This window comes from Corynebacterium provencense, from assembly GCA_900049755.1.
Lineage (GTDB): Bacteria > Actinomycetota > Actinomycetes > Mycobacteriales > Mycobacteriaceae > Corynebacterium > Corynebacterium neomassiliense.
In genome coordinates, this window is record LT160593.1 from 481,541 (window position 1) to 499,233 (window position 17,693).

15 protein-coding genes are annotated in these 17,693 nt (G+C 67.4%); 7 read left to right on the plus strand and 8 right to left on the minus strand.

Annotation, left to right across the window (positions count from 1 at the left end):
* Nucleotides 1-12: 12 nt before the first annotated feature.
* From BN3906_RS08645 to BN3906_RS08675, 7 genes are all read left to right on the plus strand, one after another.
* Complete coding sequence (locus tag BN3906_RS08645; protein WP_066587227.1) at nt 13-2,694, plus strand: hypothetical protein; 2,682 nt, start codon at nt 13-15, stop codon at nt 2,692-2,694.
* On the plus strand, nt 2,678-6,262 hold the full coding sequence (gene murJ, locus BN3906_RS08650) for a murein biosynthesis integral membrane protein MurJ (protein WP_078057473.1): 3,585 nt from the start codon (nt 2,678-2,680) through the stop codon (nt 6,260-6,262). Before BN3906_RS08645 ends, murJ begins: the two co-directional genes overlap by 17 nt.
* A 265-nt stretch (nt 6,263-6,527) precedes the next feature.
* Complete coding sequence (locus tag BN3906_RS14505; RefSeq protein ID WP_147592891.1) at nt 6,528-6,749, plus strand: hypothetical protein; 222 nt, start codon at nt 6,528-6,530, stop codon at nt 6,747-6,749.
* Between the two features lie 580 nt (nt 6,750-7,329).
* Entirely contained in the window at nt 7,330-8,061 is a 732-nt protein-coding gene (locus tag BN3906_RS08660; RefSeq protein ID WP_078057312.1) for an RNA polymerase sigma factor, read from the plus strand.
* 56 nt (nt 8,062-8,117) lie between these two features.
* Nucleotides 8,118-9,059: a thioredoxin-disulfide reductase gene (trxB, locus tag BN3906_RS08665; RefSeq protein WP_066587233.1), complete on the plus strand. Its 942-nt coding sequence runs from the start codon at nt 8,118-8,120 to the stop codon at nt 9,057-9,059.
* 157 nt (nt 9,060-9,216) lie between these two features.
* Nucleotides 9,217-9,540, plus strand: a complete 324-nt coding sequence (gene trxA, locus BN3906_RS08670; RefSeq protein ID WP_066587237.1) for a thioredoxin — start codon at nt 9,217-9,219, stop codon at nt 9,538-9,540.
* Between the two features lie 18 nt (nt 9,541-9,558).
* On the plus strand, nt 9,559-10,749 hold the full coding sequence (locus BN3906_RS08675; RefSeq protein WP_066587240.1) for an N-acetylmuramoyl-L-alanine amidase: 1,191 nt from the start codon (nt 9,559-9,561) through the stop codon (nt 10,747-10,749).
* A gap of 70 nt (nt 10,750-10,819) precedes the next feature.
* On the opposite strand, the gene BN3906_RS08680 is transcribed toward BN3906_RS08675, so the two are convergent.
* The 8 genes from BN3906_RS08680 to rpmH all read right to left on the minus strand — a co-directional run bounded on the left by BN3906_RS08680 (nt 10,820) and on the right by rpmH (nt 17,291).
* Complete coding sequence (locus BN3906_RS08680; protein ID WP_066587243.1) at nt 10,820-11,518, minus strand: hypothetical protein; 699 nt, start codon at nt 11,516-11,518, stop codon at nt 10,820-10,822.
* A 101-nt stretch (nt 11,519-11,619) separates the two neighbouring features.
* Nucleotides 11,620-12,900, minus strand: a complete 1,281-nt coding sequence (locus BN3906_RS08685) for a ParB/RepB/Spo0J family partition protein (protein WP_066589607.1) — start codon at nt 12,898-12,900, stop codon at nt 11,620-11,622.
* Between the two features lie 146 nt (nt 12,901-13,046).
* Nucleotides 13,047-13,991, minus strand: a complete 945-nt coding sequence (locus tag BN3906_RS08690) for a ParA family protein (protein ID WP_066587246.1) — start codon at nt 13,989-13,991, stop codon at nt 13,047-13,049.
* A 252-nt stretch (nt 13,992-14,243) separates the two neighbouring features.
* On the minus strand, nt 14,244-14,909 hold the full coding sequence (rsmG, locus tag BN3906_RS08695; RefSeq protein WP_066587248.1) for a 16S rRNA (guanine(527)-N(7))-methyltransferase RsmG: 666 nt from the start codon (nt 14,907-14,909) through the stop codon (nt 14,244-14,246).
* A 125-nt stretch (nt 14,910-15,034) separates the two neighbouring features.
* A complete protein-coding gene (gene yidC, locus BN3906_RS08700) occupies nt 15,035-16,354 on the minus strand; it encodes a membrane protein insertase YidC (RefSeq protein ID WP_066587250.1) in 1,320 nt (439 codons plus the stop codon).
* Between the two features lie 89 nt (nt 16,355-16,443).
* Nucleotides 16,444-16,668, minus strand: coding sequence for a membrane protein insertion efficiency factor YidD (gene yidD, locus BN3906_RS14125; RefSeq protein WP_078057474.1), 225 nt, complete (start codon nt 16,666-16,668; stop codon nt 16,444-16,446).
* Between the two features lie 58 nt (nt 16,669-16,726).
* A complete protein-coding gene (rnpA, locus tag BN3906_RS08705; protein ID WP_066587252.1) occupies nt 16,727-17,110 on the minus strand; it encodes a ribonuclease P protein component in 384 nt (127 codons plus the stop codon).
* 37 nt (nt 17,111-17,147) lie between these two features.
* Nucleotides 17,148-17,291 (minus strand): 50S ribosomal protein L34, encoded by a 144-nt coding sequence (rpmH, locus tag BN3906_RS08710; RefSeq protein WP_014011503.1) that lies wholly within the window; start codon nt 17,289-17,291, stop codon nt 17,148-17,150.
* Between the last annotated feature and the right edge of the window lie 402 nt (nt 17,292-17,693).

Genomic DNA, 17,693 nt, shown 5'->3' on the forward strand with positions numbered 1-17,693 from the left:
GTCCGGTCGCGGGTGGCGTCCTTCACCCTCGCGGCCGCCCTCGGGGTCACGGCCGGTCTCACCGGGGTGTCCGGTGCCGCGGCCCAGGACGACGGTTCCACCGGTGCCGGGGGTACGGGAACCACCACCACCGACGACCTGCTGTGGGCGAATCCGGAGGCACGGTCCGCGGACCCGGACAACGGGGTGACGGCGAAAGTCACCGGACAGTCCACGACGACAGCGACGACCGCCGATGTCCTTCAGGTCACGGTGGAGATCACGAACTCCTCCGACCAGGATCTCAGCGCACTGGAGCTGCGGGCCCAGCGCGCCGACCCGGTGGACACCCCCGCAGGGGTGGCGACATCACTGCTGGCGAACCAGGGCGAGTACCCGTGGGTGGGAACGTTCGTGCCCGTGGAGGGCACGGTCGAGGCCGGGAGTACCCGGACGGTCGAGGTCTCCGTCCCCGTCGGCGGATCCGACGACGGCACCTCCGCCGGGGAGACCTCCGGTGGCGACGCCGCGGACGCGGAGGGAGGCGGTGTGACCCTGCCCGGCCTCGGGATCACCGGCGCGGGGGTCCATCCCCTGCTGTTCAACTTCAACGGAGACTACGGGGAGTCCGGCACCGCGTACCTCGCCGCGGCCCGCACCACACTCACCGTCACCGGCGACAGCGACAGCACAGACGGCACGACAGACACCGGTGACGGAACCCGCGCCGGGCTCACCGTGCTCTGGCCCCTGTCCTCCAGCTCAGTTGCCGTGGCCGGCCAGGTGGGGGACGCCCCGGACCCCGCCGAACTGTATCTCCCCGACGAAACTCTCGCCGGCGAGCTGTCCGAGGGCGGGCGGCTCCGCGGTCTCCTCGACGTCTGGCGTGACGCCGTCAACGGGCCCGACGGCAGCTCCGTACGCACGGCGACGTGCCTGGCGGTGGATCCTGACCTGCTGGAGACCGTCGAACGGATGGCCGGCGGGTACAAGGTGGGCAGCGCCGTGCCGTCACCGGTCGAGGAACCGACCCGGCTGCGTGACAGCTGGAACCGGAGGGACGCCGCCGGGGACGCGGTGGACGGCACGGGTGCGGACGCCGCCGCCACCTGGCTCGGTGACCTTCGTGACGCCGTCACCGACTCCTGCGTGGTCCCGCTGCCCTTCGCCAATGCGGACGTCAACGCCGTGGCCGCCGGCGGCGACCCGTGGCTCGCCGAAGGTCTGACGGACCGGGGGACGTCGACCGTCGAGGAGATCCTCGGCGTCACTCCGGCGACCGGGGTGCAGATCCCCGGATCCGGATACCTCGACGCCGACGCACTGCCGCTGGTGCAGTCCACCTCGACGGGGCCGGTCACCGCCGTGGTCGCGGACTCGACGGTCACCGACACCGGTTCCGGCGGCAGTGACGGCACAGGCGGGGAACCGGGCACGGGCGACAGTGCACGGCGGGACCCGGACCCCGCCGAAGGAAGTGCCGTGGACACCCTCGACACCGGGTCCGGCACGGTCAGGGCACTGCAGTTCCCCGCTGATCTCGGCGCCGCCCTGGCCGCCACCGGTGAACGGCCGGAGACCGTGGCCTACACCCCGGCGTCCTCCCGGCGTCATCTCTCCGGCGACGGGGCGGCGTCCCGGATGTCCGCGGCAGTCAGCGTGCTGGACCTGGAGATCGCCGCCGTCAGTTCAGGCACCGCACGGTCCCGGAACATCCTCGCCGTACCGCCCGCAGCATGGTCGGTCGACGCGACGGACGCGGCGACGTTCCTGTCGGCGGTGACCCGCCACCTCACCGACGGTTCAGCCAGGGCGGTGTCCTTCGGCTCCGCGCTCTCCGCACCGGCCGGGACCGCGACCCTGTCCGCCACCCAGGCCGGGAACCAGACCGGGAACCAGGCTGCGCAGGCCACTACCCTGGACGGAGACCCGGCCGCCGTCAATGACGGGGAGGCCCGCAATGTCGCACAGATCGCCGGACACATCCGCAATATCACGATGATGATGGACGATGTCCCGAACATCGCGCTGACCCGGCGGGTGTTCACCCGCCCGATGTTCGACGACCTGCTGCGGTCCGTGTCCGATACTGGGCGTCGCTCCGAAAAGGACTCCGCCCGGGTACGCATCGGCGCCTCCGACAGGACGGGCCGGGTCACGGGCCTGGCGTACGCCCTGCGCAACGCGGTGACCCTGCTGCCCCCGGGCAATGTCTTCACCCGGACCAGTGACTCGTCCCCGCTCATCGTCGTGGCCCGCAACGGACTGCCGTTGCCGGTGTCTGTCCGGGTGAACTACACGGCAGCCCCCGAGGTGACACTGAACACTCCGGGTGTGCAGCGGATTCCCGCGCGCGGCAGTGTGACCCTGCAGATGACCTCGTCCATCCCGGACACCGGTGCCCCCTCGGACCTGACGATGTACCTCTCCACCCCGGACAACGTACGGATCTCGGAGGACGTGGAGATCCGGGTCGCGTCCGCGCCGGGTCTCGGCTGGCGCACCGCGGCAGCTGTCCTGGGGGCCCTGGTCCTGGTCTTCTTCGTGGGCCGTGGCCTCCGCCGGCGGCGTAACGCCCGGACGGCCGCAGCGCACAGCCTGTCCGACCCCGCACCGGGTGATCCACGAAGTAGATCACGGCGGTCATCGCGACGTACTCCACGCCGCAGTTCGCCAAGTACGGCCCACGTGCACGATGATGGTGCACGTGACTGATTCGTACGAGGACCCCGACCAACAGCCGGGCCATCCGGGACACCGAGCGGGACAACCCGGCCCGCGGGGGCAGCGTCACCGGTTCGTGGCGTCCGGCTCCCCTTCGGTGACGCCCGCGCCGAAACCCTCCCCGGCGCGTCATCCCCGGGCGGCGACCCCGGACGGGGATGACCTCTCCCACCTGGACCGGTTCCCCGCGTCGGGGGCCGGTGCGACGATGACCGTGGAGAACCCCGACGTACCGGCGGGTGCGGACTCCGGCACCGTGACCACCGACGGCACTCCCAGTGATGCCGAGGTCGTGCAGAACACGGGTTCCATGGCCTTCGCCACCCTCCTCAGCCGGATCACCGGGTTCCTGAGGACGGTCCTCATCGGGTCCGCGCTCGGCGTGGAGGTCGGGTCAGCCTTCAACACGGCGAACACCCTCCCGAACCTCATCACCGAACTGGTGCTCGGTGCGGTGCTGTCCAGTCTGGTCATCCCGCTGCTGGTGCGTGCGGAGAAGGAGGACCCGGACCGGGGTGCGGCGTTCATCCGCAGACTGTTCACCCTCACCTTCACGTTGATGATGGCGGTCACTGTCCTGGCGGTGTTCGCCGCACCGTTGCTGACGCGGATGTCCCTCGACGCGGACGGCAAGGTCAACGTCGGCATGTCCACGGCCTTCGCCTACCTGGTGCTGCCGCAGATCGTCTTCTACGCACTGTTCTCGGTGATGATGGCGGTCCTGAACACGAAGGGCTACTTCAGACCCGGTGCGTGGGCCCCGGTGGTGAACAACCTGGTGACCATCGCGATCCTCGGCCTGTACTGGCTGCTGCCGGAGGACTCGAAACTGTCGCCGACGGATTCGGTGACGCTCACCGACCCGCACATCATGCTGCTGGGCCTGGGCACCACCGCCGGCGTGGTGGTGCAGGCGCTGATCATGGTCCCCTTCCTGCGTAAGGCGGGAATCGACCTGCGCCCGCTGTGGGGCCTGGACAGCCGTCTGAAGCAGTTCGGCGGAATGGCCGTGGCGATCGTCGTCTACGTGCTGATCTCCCAGACCGGCTACGTGCTCAACAACCGTATCGCCTCGAGTGCGGACGGTGGCGCCCCGACGATCTACACGCAGGCGTGGCAGCTGCTGCAGATGCCTTACGGGATCATCGGCGTCACCCTGCTCACCGCGTTCATGCCCCGGCTGTCCCGGAACGCCGCCGACGGTGACGACAAGGCGGTGGTGAAGGACCTGTCGACGGCGACCCGTCTGACGATGCTGGCCATGGTCCCGGTGATCGTCTACATGACCGCTTTCGGCACGGTCATCGGCCCGGCACTGTTCGCCTACGGGGACTACTCGAAGGACGCCGCGAACGTCCTCGGCTGGACCATAAGTTTCTCGGCGTTCACGCTGATCCCCTATGCGATGGTCCTGCTGCACCTGCGCGTCTTCTACGCCCGTGAGGAGGTGTGGACGCCGACCTTCATCATCGCGGGGATCACGGTGACGAAGCTGGTGCTCGCCTATCTCGCCCCGCACGTGGCCAGTGAGCCCCGGCTCGTGGTGGTCCTGCTCGGAGCGGCGAACGGTATGGGGTTCGTCACCGGTGCGATCATCGGTCACAGGCTGTTGAAACGGTCCCTGGGACATCTGGGGATGCGCAGTGTCCTGAAGACCGGGCTGTGGGCGTTCGCGGCGTCCGCGGTGGGGGCTCTGGTGGCGTGGCGGGTGGATGTCCTGCTGACCACGTTCGTGGTGGGGGCGGACACGTCGGTCGGCTTCATCGTCCGTCTGCTGGTGACAGGGGTCATCTTCCTCGCTGTGGTCATCGGTCTGCTGTCCTTCTCCAGGCTGCCGGAGGTCGTCACTGTCGGGGCTGCCCTGTCCCGGCTGCCGGTCGTCGGCCGCCTGTTCCGCCGGGCAGCGGTGGCGGAGGAGGAGCAGGGCGACGGCGCGGCCACCGTCGCACCCCCGGGCACGAAGATCACCGCCCTGTCCTTCGGCGATTCGGGTGCCGGCATGATGCCCACCGGCATGGTCGGGGCACTGCCTCCGCTGTCCGCGGGCAGGGTCCGGGGCCCGCGGCTGGTGCCTGGTGCGCCGATCCTGCAGGGCCGTTACCGCCTCCTCGCGGACCACGGCGGATCGCCGACGGCCCGACTGTGGCAGGCCCGGGACAATTCCGACGGTGATCTTGTCGCGTTGACGGTCATTGACGCTCTCAGGTCGGGACGGTCCACCCGGGAGATCATCGATGCCACGGCGAAGCTGGCGGAGGCGACGGCGACGTCCCCGGCGGTGGCTCTGGTCCGGGAGATCTGTGACGCGCGGACCCTGGTCGTGGTCGTCGCGGACTGGACGGAGGGGACGCCGCTGACACGGGTCGCCGAGTCCGGCCCCGACCCCTATGCCGCGGCGTGGGCGATGGTCGGTCTCGCGGACGCCGCAGGGTCGGGATGCTCACTGGGTATCGACCACCGGAACCGGATCAGGATCAGCACGGACGGTCGTGCCGTGCTCGCTTTCCCAGGCGTCATACCGCAGGGTCCGGCAGGTGCGGCCGGGTCTTCTGCAGGGGAGTCGGCAGGGTCTTCGGCAGGGTCTTCGGCAGGGGCAGGTTCTGTCGCCGACCTGCACTCCATCGGGGTGTCTCTGTCACTCCTGTTGTCGGGGGTTCCCGGGGCGGTACCGGACAACCTCACCAGGATCGCCGATGATGCGCGGGCGGGCAGGTTCAGTGACGGTCACGAGCTGGCCCGTGTCCTGCGTGAGGCGACGCACCCGGACAACGACCAGTCGACGGGCCCGCATCTGCGTACCACCGCGGACGTGGCCCCGGAGGTCACCGACCGTGCCGGTTTCGGTGCTGCACCGGAGAACCGGGGCCGGTTGACGGTGATCGGTGTGGCCACTGTCGCAGGGGTCGTCGCCGTGGTCGCCGTGATCGCGGTGGCTCTGGCCGTGCTGGGCGGCGGGCGGAAGGATTCCCCGCTGACGACGGACTCGATTCTCGGCGGCGACGGGCTGGGGACCATCGGGGTCTCCCGCCCGACCGGGGTGGGGGAGTGGGCTCCGGAGGACGGCCGTGGAACTCCGGACAATCCGGAGGACGCCCCGCTCACCATCGACGGAGACCCGTCCAGCACCTGGTCGAGCGCCCAGTACCAGGCCCAGTTCGGTCCGACGTCGTCGTCGGTGAAGGACGGTATCGGTCTTCTGCTCACTCTGCCGGAGCCCGTGGCCGTGACCCAGGTTGAGCTGACGGGGGTGAGGCCGGGCATGACCGTGGAGCTGCGTACGGGTGACGGGGACGTGACCTCACTGGACCAGACGACACTGCTGGCCACCGCGACCTCCGAGGGAAACTCACTGACACTGTCCCCGGAGACGACGGTGCCGGAGGACGGGAAGCAGGGGGTTTCCCGGGATCTCCCGAAGCCGGCGGACCGGGTTCTGGTGTGGATCACCGGACTGCCCATGCCGGACGCCGCGACGGTGGGGGAGATCACCGTCCACGGGGCGCCGGTGGTCAAGGGGGACCGTACCGGTTCTGCAGTGGCACCGGCTCCGACGGAGTAAGGCTCCCGGTCCGGGTGCCTGCCCGGGGGGAACCGGTGGCAGGCACTGGACACCCTCCGGTTCCGGGGATAGTGTTGGACCGGTCAGTTGTTGGCACACCTGTTCGAATCGAGGGGTGGTGACAGCCAAGCGGTGCGGCGTCCGTGATACCGTCTGCACTGTCATCCGGGCCGGCCCAGCGCTCTGCCCGGAGCACACTCCGGGTCAGCTCGGGGGCCACGGTCCGTGGTACGGACGCGGCCGGCACCGGTGGGAGAGGAACACAGTGGGATTTATCGTCAGCGACCCTCAGATCGACCGTACCGACCGTATCGACCGTACCGAGGAGTTCCGGACAACCTATCCCGATGCGTTCAGTGGTCTCACCGTCCGGCAGGCCGGAATCCTTGCGGACACCCTCGCCCTGGGGTCACAGCGCGGCGCCCCTGTTTCCGCAGAAAGAGCCCGGTTGATCGCCGCGAAGATCCGCGGTCTCCTCGCAGACTGATCCCCGGGGACTGCCGGCCACCTTCGTGCCGGCCGCCGGTACCTCAGGCTCCGTCCTGTACTGCCCGTACCGCCCCGGTACTGCCGGATACACCCCGGAATCCACGCACCTTCGCGGGAGCAGACTCGGACCACAGGCGCAGACACCGGCCATGTTTCACGTGAAACCGTTCCGGAAAGACAGTGGATCAGACGGGCAGACAACCGCGGCGATGTCCTTCGACCCGGTGACGTCACGAGGTCCGGACGCCCGGTTCCGGGGACGACGGGAAGCGGCACCATTCAAACACATCATTCATTACTGCTCACGGGCGTCCGCGCCCCGAAACGGCGGTCAGAGCCGCCACGAAGGCCACCTCCGGATGTGTCATACCGCCAGGGGTCACAGCAGTCCGCCGTAGTCCGGGGTACTCACCCTGCCCTGAAGTCCGCCGAGCCGACCCCACCCTGTGGATACGACATCCACAGGAACAGGTCCGTGACTCCGCAGTCTCCCCACACACCGGATCCAGCAGCTACACTGCACGGGTAGTTGCTCCACCGGGGGAGGTGGAGAGGGGACAACACGAGGGGAAACACCAGTGAAGACTGTACTTCCGGGGGAAACTCCGCACGCCGCAGGAACGACAGCGCCTGCAGGGACGCCGGGGCAGGCAGGAACGGCAGGACCGGCAGCGCAACGAACGCGAACCACAGGGCCGCGATGGGACTACGACGACCTGACAGACGCCCAGCTGCTGAAGCGTCACCGTGACGGATGTGACCGCTCCTACGGTGTACTCGTCAGTCGGCACGAAAGGCTCCTGATGTGGACGCTGCACCGTCTCCACATCGCGCCGGAGGATCGCGCCGACATTCTCCAGGAGGCACTGCTGAAAGTCCACCGTCAGGCGGACAGCTTCCGTGGCACCGACTGTGCGGCAGCCTGGCTCCGCACCATCGTCACCAACACCGCCCTGACCCACATCAGGTCCACACGCCGACGCCACGAAGAGGTGGACGCCAGTGAGGACGGGATACTGGACCGCCTGCGCAGAACTCCCGACACCCGTGCTGTCGACGCAGGCCGGACCATCCAACGCCTGCTCCTGCAGGACGCCGTCCGCTCACTTCGTCCCGGCCTACGGGTCACGGTCGTTCTCTCCGATGTCCACGGGCTGTCGATGGAGGACGTCTCCGCACGCACCGGTGTACCGGTCGGGACCGTCAAATCACGGCTCAGCCGGGCCCGCAGGCAGTTACGTTCCTCCCTGTCAGAGGCGGGGCTCACACCGACCGTCGCCCGTGACACAGTGCCGGCGGTGACCGCCTGAGGGACCCTGCCACCGGCTGCCACGCCAACCCGGTGCGGGGGCTAAGATCGGGCGTCATGAGCGAGCAGACCCCCACCATCCACGACGTCATCATCATCGGCTCCGGCCCGGCCGGCTACACGGCGGCCGTGTACGCGGCCCGGGCGGAGCTCAACCCCCTCGTGTTCGAGGGGATGGACTTCGGCGGCCTGCTCATGCAGACCACCGAAGTGGAGAATTTCCCCGGTTTCCCGGAGGGAATCATGGGCCCGACCCTCATGGAGAACATGCGCAACCAGGCCGAACGCTTCGGCGCCGACCTGAGGATGGAAGATGTCGTCCGGGTGGAACTCGACGGAGACATCAAGAAAGTCTTCACCGACGACGAGGAGTTCCACGCCAGGACCGTCATCCTCGTGACCGGCGCCGCGCCCAGGTACCTCGGCGTCCCCGGTGAGGAGAAGCTGCTCGGACACGGCGTCTCCGCCTGTGCGACCTGCGACGGCTTCTTCTTCAAGGACCGCCAGATCGCCGTCATCGGCGGCGGTGACTCGGCCATGGAGGAAGCAGACTTCCTCACCCGGTTCGGCGAGAAAGTCACCCTCATCCACCGCCGTGACGAGTTCCGGGCCTCGAAGATCATGGAGGAAAGGGCCCGCAACAACCCCAAGATCGACATGATCATGAACGCCACCGTCGTCGAGGTCCTGGGGGAGGGGACCGTCCAGGGGCTCAGACTGCAGGACACCGTCACCGGAGAGACCCGCGAGATCCCCATGGACGCGATGTTCGTCGCCATCGGCCACGATCCCCGCACCGAGGTCTTCGCAGGCCAGGTCGAATTGCAGGACAACGGCTATGTCAAGGTCGCGGAGCCGTCCACGGCGACATCAGTTCCCGGGGTCTTCGCCGCCGGAGACCTGGTGGACTCCCGCTACCAGCAGGCGGTCACGGCCGCAGGGTCGGGCTGCCGCGCCGCTCTCGACGCCGAAGCCTATCTCGCCGCCCTCGACGCCTGACCCGGCGACCTCTCACACCCCCCGGCCGGGACCCCACCGTTACCGTGCACCACCGCCGTCAACCCGGGCGCACGCTCGTCAATGACCTGTCCCGGGCACTGCACGGGTATCCTTGTGTGAACCCCTTAACTGTCCCTCTAACCCGGGAGGATCCACAATGGCAGAATCAGTGACCGTCACCCAGGACACGTTCCGCTCCTCCGTCATAGACGCCGGGCGTCCGGTCATCGTCGATTTCTGGGCCTCCTGGTGCGGCCCCTGCCGGCAGATGGAACCCGTACTCGACTCCATCGCCGAGGACTACGACGGTCGCGTGACCGTGGCGAAGGTCAACGTCGACGAAGAGCGCCTTCTGGCTTCGATGTACCAGATCATGAGTATCCCTGCCCTGCTCGTCTTCAAGGACGGCCACAAGGTGGCCGAACTCCACGGAAAGCAGTCCCGGGCCGCGCTCGCCGAAACTCTCGACGCCCTGGTCTGACCGGCAGGTACTGCAGCAGTGTACGGCGAAGTCCATAAACTCGGTGACCGGTCCCCGCGCGTGGCGGAGGTCCGCGGCACCCTTGCCCGGCTGGGTTTCCTTGACGGATTCAGCGGGGACGCCACGGGCGGAGGAAACCAGAAGCGGCGTCCCGAGGACGAGTACTTCGACGCCGGACTGGAATCCGCCCTCCGAGCCTTCCAGCAGAAGCGCGGCATCGTCGCCGACGGCCACATCACCGACGGGACGCTCCGGGCGTTACGTGAGGCGTCCTACTCCCTGGGTGCGCGGGTCCTGGACCTGCAGGCACCCGGCCACTACCTCGTCGGTGACGACGTCGCCGAACTGCAGACCCATCTCCACGACCTCGGTTTCCTCAAATCCCGCATCGACGGGCACTTCGGCCCCGTGACCTACGCCGCGGTCACGGACTACCAGCTCAACGCAGGTCTCACCCCTGACGGTATCGTCGGCCCGGCGACCCTCAGGTCCCTGTCACGTCTGGGCCGCAGGATCACCGGCGGCTCACCGCAGGCTGCCAGGGAACAGGAACAGCTGCGGTCGGCCGGCACACACCTTGCCGGGAAACGTATCGTCCTGGACCCGGGTTTCGGCGGACAGAAGACCGGGAGCATCGTACCCGGCCCCTACGGCGACATCACCGAGGAGGAGATCCTCTGGGATCTCGCCACACGCACGGAAGGGCGCATGATCTCCGCAGGCGTGGAGACCATCTGTTCACGGCCCCGTACCGACAATCCCACCAACCTGGACCGGGCGTCCATCGCCAACGCCTTCGGCGCGGACCTCATGATCTCCCTGCGCTGCGACTGGTACCACAATGAGAAGGGGAACGGCGCGGCGTCCTTCTACTACGGCTCGGAGACGGGGGCGACGTCAGTGACCGGTGAGCGTCTCGCCGGTCTGATCCAGCGGGAGGTCACCGCCCGGACAGGGCTGGGTGACAACCACACCCACGGGCGGACCTGGGATGTTCTCCGCATGACCAAGATGCCCACCGTCCAGCTCAACGCCGGGTACATCACCAACCCCGGCGATGTCGCAAAACTGACCGACCCGGAGGTCCGTGACACCATTGCCGAAGCACTGGTGGTCGCGGTGAAGCGTCTGTACATGATGGACAAGGACGTCGCCGAGACCGGCCAGTACTCGTTCAGCGAACTGTTGGCCGAGGAAGGACGCCTCTGACCCCGGGGTGGGTCCTGATGGTGAGCCCGCAGCGGTCAACACCCGGGGTAGCCGCCCCGGGTGGACGCTGTCAGCGTCCTCCACCGAGGACGGTGCTGAGAGGTTCCCGGTCGTTGAGAAGCTCGTGGGCGTCCGTCCCGAACGTGGAGAACAGGTTTGACCTGCTGTGGAGGTCCCGACGGTAGCGGGGGAAGCGTCGGTGCGGACCGATGACGTAGAAGCCCTCCTGCACCAGGATGTCCGCCGAAAGCACCGGCGCGCTCTCGAGGTCTTCGCCGGTGGGACGCTCCTCCCAGCCATGGTAGCCCTCGGGAATGTACACGTCGGAAGCTTCCCCGGAATCATTCCTGCCGAACGCCTCCACCGCTTTCACACCCCGGCGCTCCGCTTCGGTCAGGACCGTCTCGATGAGACTGTGCTCAAGATACAGCCCCATGTAGGGCTGGTCGACGAAGACATTCGAGATCAGTACCGCATCGGAGGACGCCGGGCCGGAGGGCATGGCATCCGCCCCCGGGAAGTACCCGGAGGGAGCGAAGAACACGGTCGCTGCCGGGCGCTCCACACTGCCGCTCTCCCCGGTACCTACGTAAGCGGTGTACCCGCAGATACCCCAGCGGTACAGCACGGACTGTATCCACATCTGCCGGTCGAACTCGGGGTCGTCCGTCCGCGTCCCCGGCGGGAGTTCCCAGAAGGTGTCCCGGGACGCCCTGGCCTCCAGCATTCCTGCACCGGCGTGGCTCAGCGCGCTGTACCTGATCTCCACCCGAACTCCTCGTCAGCTGTGTGTCGTCACCACCGAAAGTGTACCCACCGGGAATCCCGGCCGCAGGAGCCGGACGATCCCCGGTCCCCCCGTTCCGAGGCTCAGTCCCGGGGCAGTTTCAGCAGTTCGGTGATCCGCTCGAAGTCGTCGGTGTCCCCGAACTCCACGACGATCCGCCCCTTCTTCGCACCCATCTGGACCGTGACACGGGTGTCCAGGGCGTCCGCCGCCGAGCTGGCCCACTCCCGGACCATTTCGGGCTGTTCCCTGGGCTCGCGCTTCTTCTTCGGTGCGTCCTCAGCGTCCCCCCGGTTGATCAGGACCACAGCCTCTTCGGTGGCACGCACACTGAGGCCCTCGGCGATGATCCGCTCGGCGAGCTTCTCCTGCTCGGCCGCACCGGTCTTCACCCCGAGGATCGCCCTGGCATGTCCTGCGCTGAGGACCCCGGCGGCAACCTTGCGCTGTACGGGTACCGGAAGCTGCAGCAGGCGGATCATGTTGGTGATCAACGGACGTGACCGCCCTATCCGGCGTGCCAGTTCCGCCTGTGAGACGCCGAACTCCTCCAGCAGCTGCTGGTAGGCGCTGGCTTCCTCCAACGGGTTGAGCTGAACCCGGTGAATGTTCTCCAGGAGCGCGTCGCGCAGCATGTCCTGGTCGTCGGTTTCCCGGACGATGGCGGGAATGACCTCCAGACCGGCGAGCTTCGTCGCGCGCAGTCGCCGCTCGCCCATGATGAGCTCGAAGGCGACCTCGTCGCCGCGGGGGAGGGGTCGGACGATGACAGGCTGGAGGAGCCCGAACTCCCGGATCGAGTGGACGAGTTCGTCGAGGGCGTCTTCCTCGAAGACCTGACGGGGGTTCTTCGGGTTGGTGCGGATCTCGGTGAGAGGGATCTCCCGGTAGGTTGCACCGAACTCGTTGACCGGTTCAGCGGGCAACTCGGCGGGGTTCCGGACCGTGGAGCCGGTCTCCGGGTCGGCCCCGCTGCGGGCGTCCCGGACCTGTTTTTTGTACACATCTAGATTTGTACAAAAGACAGCCCGTGCCACAGTGGCGGCCGAGGCGTCCCGGACCGCGCGGCCGGACGGCAGCGTTCCTGCCGTACCGGTCGAGGACGGACGTCCCCCGGTCCCGGCTGCCCCGGTCCCTGCTGCCGGGTAGGAGGGGGAGTCTCCTCCGAGTCCCAGGGCGCCCAGGGCCCCGCCCGGACCTGTGGACCGCTTTGCGTTGCCCTGTGCTGCTGCGGAGGAGCCACCTCCACGACCTGACGGTCCGAGGATGACGTCCGCGGCACTGTCGCCGAGCCTGGGGCCCGGGGGAGCGGTGGGGATCAGCGCCGAGAGTCCACGACCGAGCCCTCCCCGGTGGGTGTCCATGCGCGGTAGCTGCGGGTGTCCGTTCCTGCGGTTCCGGCCACCGGTCGTACCTGACTCACCTGCCGTTGAAGCTCTGCCGGATTTAGCGGTCTTACCGGCCCCGGCTGTCCCGGTGTTCTTGGCGGCCTTGTCACTCTTCTTCGCGGTCATGACCGTTCCGCCTCCAGTCGGAGTTCAGGAGCGACACCGATAGGCGCGGTGCTCTCTGTCGGCAGGTAGTCGCCACGTTCAGCAAACTCTACCGCAGCGTCGAAGTAGGCCATGGCACCCCGGGAGCCGGGATCATACTGCAGGACTGTCTGGCTGTACCCGGGGGCTTCCGAGACCTTCACACTGCGCGGAATGAGGTTACGGAGCACAACTGACCCGAAGTGGGAGCGGACCTCTTCAGCCACCTGCTCGGCGAGCTTGGTGCGGGCGTCGTACATGGTCAGCAGCACCGCGGAAACATGGATCTCCGGGTTGAGGTGCATGCGGATCATGTTGATGTTGCTGAGGAGCTGCCCCACCCCCTCCAGGGCGTAATACTCGCACTGGATCGGGATGAGGACCTCCGTGGCGGTGTTCATCGCGTTGATGGTCAACAGTCCGAGGGAAGGAGGGCAGTCGATGAAGACGTAGTCGAATCCGGCGTCCGAGAGGAAGTCGTCGTTCAGGGCGTCATGCAGGCGGTACTCGCGACGTACCATCGACACGAGCTCGATCTCCGCCCCGGCGAGGTCGATGGTGGCGGGAATGCAGTAGAGGTTGGGGTTGTCGGCGTTCTGCTGGATGGTCTCCTCGGCCTTCTTCTGCCCGATGAGGAGCTCATAGCTGGACGGGGTTCCCATCCGGTGTTCCGCATTGCACGCCGTGGACGCATTGCCCTGCGGATCGAGATCCACGACGAGGACCTTCATCCCGTGCAGGGCCAGGGTCCAGGCGAAGTTCACGGTGGAGGTGGTCTTGCCGACGCCGCCTTTCTGGTTGGCGACTGTGATGCGGCGACAACGCCCGGGGCGGGGGAGAGTCAGTTTGGCGGGATTCTGAATGATCGACGCACGTCGTGCTGCTTCAGCGATCGGGGTCTCATCCCAGTCAGCTGGACTCATGGAGTTCCTATCTCTTGCATCTGCGCCGATGTCATCCGTTCTTGCCGGTGACCGGTTTCACGTGAAACATGGGCGGCTTTCCCCTCGGCTTCCGCCCCAAGCCTAGTCCTCCGCCATTCCGGCGACAACGCCAACCGGCCCTCTGAACCGGACCTCGGAACACCCTCCGCCGCAGCATCCGGTTTCACGTGAAACGCAGCTGCGGCACCCCTCAGCCGGGTTGTGTGACCGGACAGCCTGACCGGACTCCTGTCAGTTGAGCCGATCCACGACTGCAACATAGGTCGGCTGCTCGAGGACGCCCTCGCCCACAGTCAGAACCCTGCCCGCCGAACCCCCGGCCTGCCGGATCTCCGCGGCATCCCGCTCCAGCTCCTCGCCGACACTCGATCCTTTGAGTGCCCGCACCGAACCGCCGACCGCCGCCAACGGCAGCGACCAACCCATGAGCCTGCCGACCGGAGCCACAGCTCTCGACGTCACCACATCGGCGCCACCCACGGCGTCCACGACACTCCTGTCCTCCGCACGCCCCCGGTACACCTCGACATTCGCCAGCCCCAGATCGTCGACAACCTCGTTGAGGAACGTCACCCGGCGCAGCAGCGGCTCCACCAGCTGGACCGTGAGATCAGGTCGTGCGATCGCCAGGGGTATCCCCGGCAGACCGGCCCCGGACCCTACGTCAACGACCCTCGCACCGTCTCCGATGACCTCACCGACCACTGCACTGTTGAGGATATGACGCTCCCACAGCCGCGATACCTCACGGGGACCGATGAGCCCCCGGACCACGCCTGCATCGGCGAGCCATTCCGCATACCGCACGGCAAGTCGGAGGCGGTCACCGAAGACACGGGCAGCGGTCTCCGGCGGGCCGTCGGGGGAGGGGGTCACAGAGTCAGTCACGGGCCTCATTCTAGCAGGTCAGCCCTGCAGACAGACGACACCCCCGGCGGCGACCACGGGGTCGCTCATCCGGGGGTGTCACCGGGGACTGCCGCCGGCCGGCCTTCGCGGTCCGGCCGGCAGAGACCGACTGTTCAGCCGATACCGTTCTGCTGCTCGGCCCGGTACTCCTTGAGCACCGCAAGCCTCTTCTGCTTCTTGGACTTCTTCCGGGTGGCGGGGTCGGCGATCTGGGCCTCGATACCGGCGATCTCGGCGTCCAGCTCAGCAGGGGTCCAGTGTGCCGCCTCACCGCGGATCGACTTCACCTGGGCTTCGGTCAGAGGCGGGCCGGCAGGAGTACCGGCACCTGCGGTGGCAGCGTCACCGGAGTCCACCTCCGGACCGGCGACGGCCGCCGCGTTCCCGGCGTCCTGCACGGCCGGATCCTGCGCCTCGGCGGATCGGGAGGTGTCCTCCAGGACAGCAGTCGAGGTCGCCTGGGATTCACCGGATGTCTGCTGCTTCGGCTTCTTGCCGGGTCGGGGAGCATTGGTCCGCTTCGCGGCCAGTTTCGCCTCCTTCTCCTCGGCCTCCTCACGGTCCATCTTCCGGTAGACCAGAACCTGCTGGGCGAAAGTCCAGGTGGTGTTGGTGAGCATGTAAACGGCCAGGCCGACATGCCAGAAGTACGCACCGAGCAGGGACAGCACCGGCATCACCCAGACCATGAGCTTCTGCATCATGGCCATCTGGGATTCCATCATGTCCTGCTGCGGGGTCGTCGCTCCCTTCTTCTTCGGCTGCTCGGCCTTCTTCCGCGCCTGCCGTGCCAGTGAGTGCTTGGCGTTGAAGTGCATGATCACTGCGGCGATGAGCATGATCGGGATGACGACCAGCATGATGTTCGTCCGGGTGAAGTCGATCGACCCGTCCGCGGTGAACGCCCCGAAGGTGTCCTGTGGCATGGAGATATAGGACGAGAGCGGGGCACCGAAGAGACGTGCATCGAGGAAGGACCGGACCTCGTCGACACCGAACCCGTAGTTGGCGGTGTTCCTGGTCTCCTCGATCGTCATACCGATCTGGCCGTGGCCCGTACCGGTCCGGTTGAACGACCGGAGCACGTGGAACAGTCCGATGAAGATCGGGATCTGGACCAGCATCGGGAGGCAGGACGCCAGCGGGTTGACCCCCATCTCCTTCTGGAGCTTCCGCATCTCCAGAGCCTGAGTCTGCTGGTCGTTGGGGTACTTCCTCTTGATCTCCTGCATCCGCGGCTGCATGTCCTGCATCTTGCGGCTGGAACGCAGCTGGTTGATCATCGGTCGGACCAGGATCAGACGGATCGTCACCACCAGGAAGATGATCGACAAAGCCCAGGTGATCCCGGAATCCGGATCGAGGATGAGGCTCCAGGCTTTGTGCCAGAACCAGAGCACCCACGAGATGGGGTAGTAGATGAAATTGAGCACTGCTCTCGGACTCTCCTTGCTCTCCTTGATGGTGGGCTGCGGGCGTCGGTAAAAGAGACGGAGCCCCGCTCAGGACCCGGGAACTGCCGTCAGTGACGCCGACTCCCCGCAGGAGGGACAGGATCCCAACCGCCGGGGTGCCAGGGGCCGCATTTCGCCAGTCGGGCAGCACTGAGCACAAAACCCTTCACCACCCCGAACCTGGCGAAGGCGGTGAGGGCGTAAGCGCTGCACGACGGCGTAAAACGGCACGACGGACCCAGTTTAAGGGGTGAAAGGTAGTTCTGGTAACCGAGGATCAGCCACCGGAGCAGGCGGGCACGTCCGGTGGACAGGTCACCGGGCTGTCCCCCGCCCTGTAGCGGGGCGCTCTCAACCGAGGAGGCGTCGGAGTGCATGACGCACATCCCGCTCCAGCTCCCCGGAGGTCGCGTCCGCGGCGGCGGGCAGGGCCCGGAGCACGACAGAGTGTTCAGGGCGCAGCAGACCGGCAGGGACGCCGTCCGCGATGATCCGCCCGGCGGTGTGACGCAGTTTCCGGGACACGGCGTGCCTGGTCACGGCATTGCCCACGGCTTTCGAGACCACCAGGCCCACCCGTGGTCCCCCGACCGTGGCCGGGTATCCCGCGCCCGTTCCCTCATACTGGCGCTCATACACGTACACCACCGCCGTGCGACTCCCTTTCTTCCTGCCCCTGCGGACAGTCTCCCCGAACAGGGAGGTGGAACGCAGGCGGTGTTCCGGGGGAAGCACGGCGGTGGTGTGCAGTCTCAGTCAGTTGCGCTGAGAATCACGCGGTGAGGGACTTGCGGCCCTTGCTGCGGCGCGCCGAGACAATGGCGCGGCCTGCGCGGGTGCGCATGCGGGTACGGAAACCGTGCTTGTGGGCACGACGGCGGTTGTTCGGCTGGAAAGTACGCTTGCCCTTGGCCACGGTACTCACTCCTTGTTCTGTGTGACCGTGGTCGACCACCGGAACCCGCTCCGTGCCTCCCGGACAGGGAGGCACTTACGGACCGGCCGCCGACCACGGTGTTGCGGTCATAGCTGGTGTGGTCGACTATCCGGGACTGGCCCGTACGGTGTCGACCGTCCGCCCCAGTCGTTCCGGGCGGAGAGGAGGGTCGGGGATGTCAGGGCGCTGGCCCGTGGTCCGTTGACACTCAAAGACGAGGGACAATTTACAGGCTCCGGAGCGTTGCGCAAAATCCGACACGCGTCACACGCTTGTCATTTACCTGCCTGTTCCCCCTCCCGACCCAGCCTCCGACCGCGGTCCTCAGGGGCCCGGCACCGGCTGTTTCTCCGCCGGAACCGCCACTGCGTCCGGGCGGCG

Coding starts and splice junctions, on each gene's coding strand:
- murJ (WP_078057473.1), top strand. CDS start 2,678: ATGGTGCACGTGACTGATTCGTACGAGGACCCCGACCAACAGCCGGGC.
- trxB (WP_066587233.1), top strand. CDS start 8,118: ATGAGCGAGCAGACCCCCACCATCCACGACGTCATCATCATCGGCTCC.
- trxA (WP_066587237.1), top strand. CDS start 9,217: ATGGCAGAATCAGTGACCGTCACCCAGGACACGTTCCGCTCCTCCGTC.
- BN3906_RS08685 (WP_066589607.1), bottom strand. CDS start 12,900: ATGGACACCCACCGGGGAGGGCTCGGTCGTGGACTCTCGGCGCTGATC.
- BN3906_RS08690 (WP_066587246.1), bottom strand. CDS start 13,991: ATGAGTCCAGCTGACTGGGATGAGACCCCGATCGCTGAAGCAGCACGA.
- rsmG (WP_066587248.1), bottom strand. CDS start 14,909: ATGAGGCCCGTGACTGACTCTGTGACCCCCTCCCCCGACGGCCCGCCG.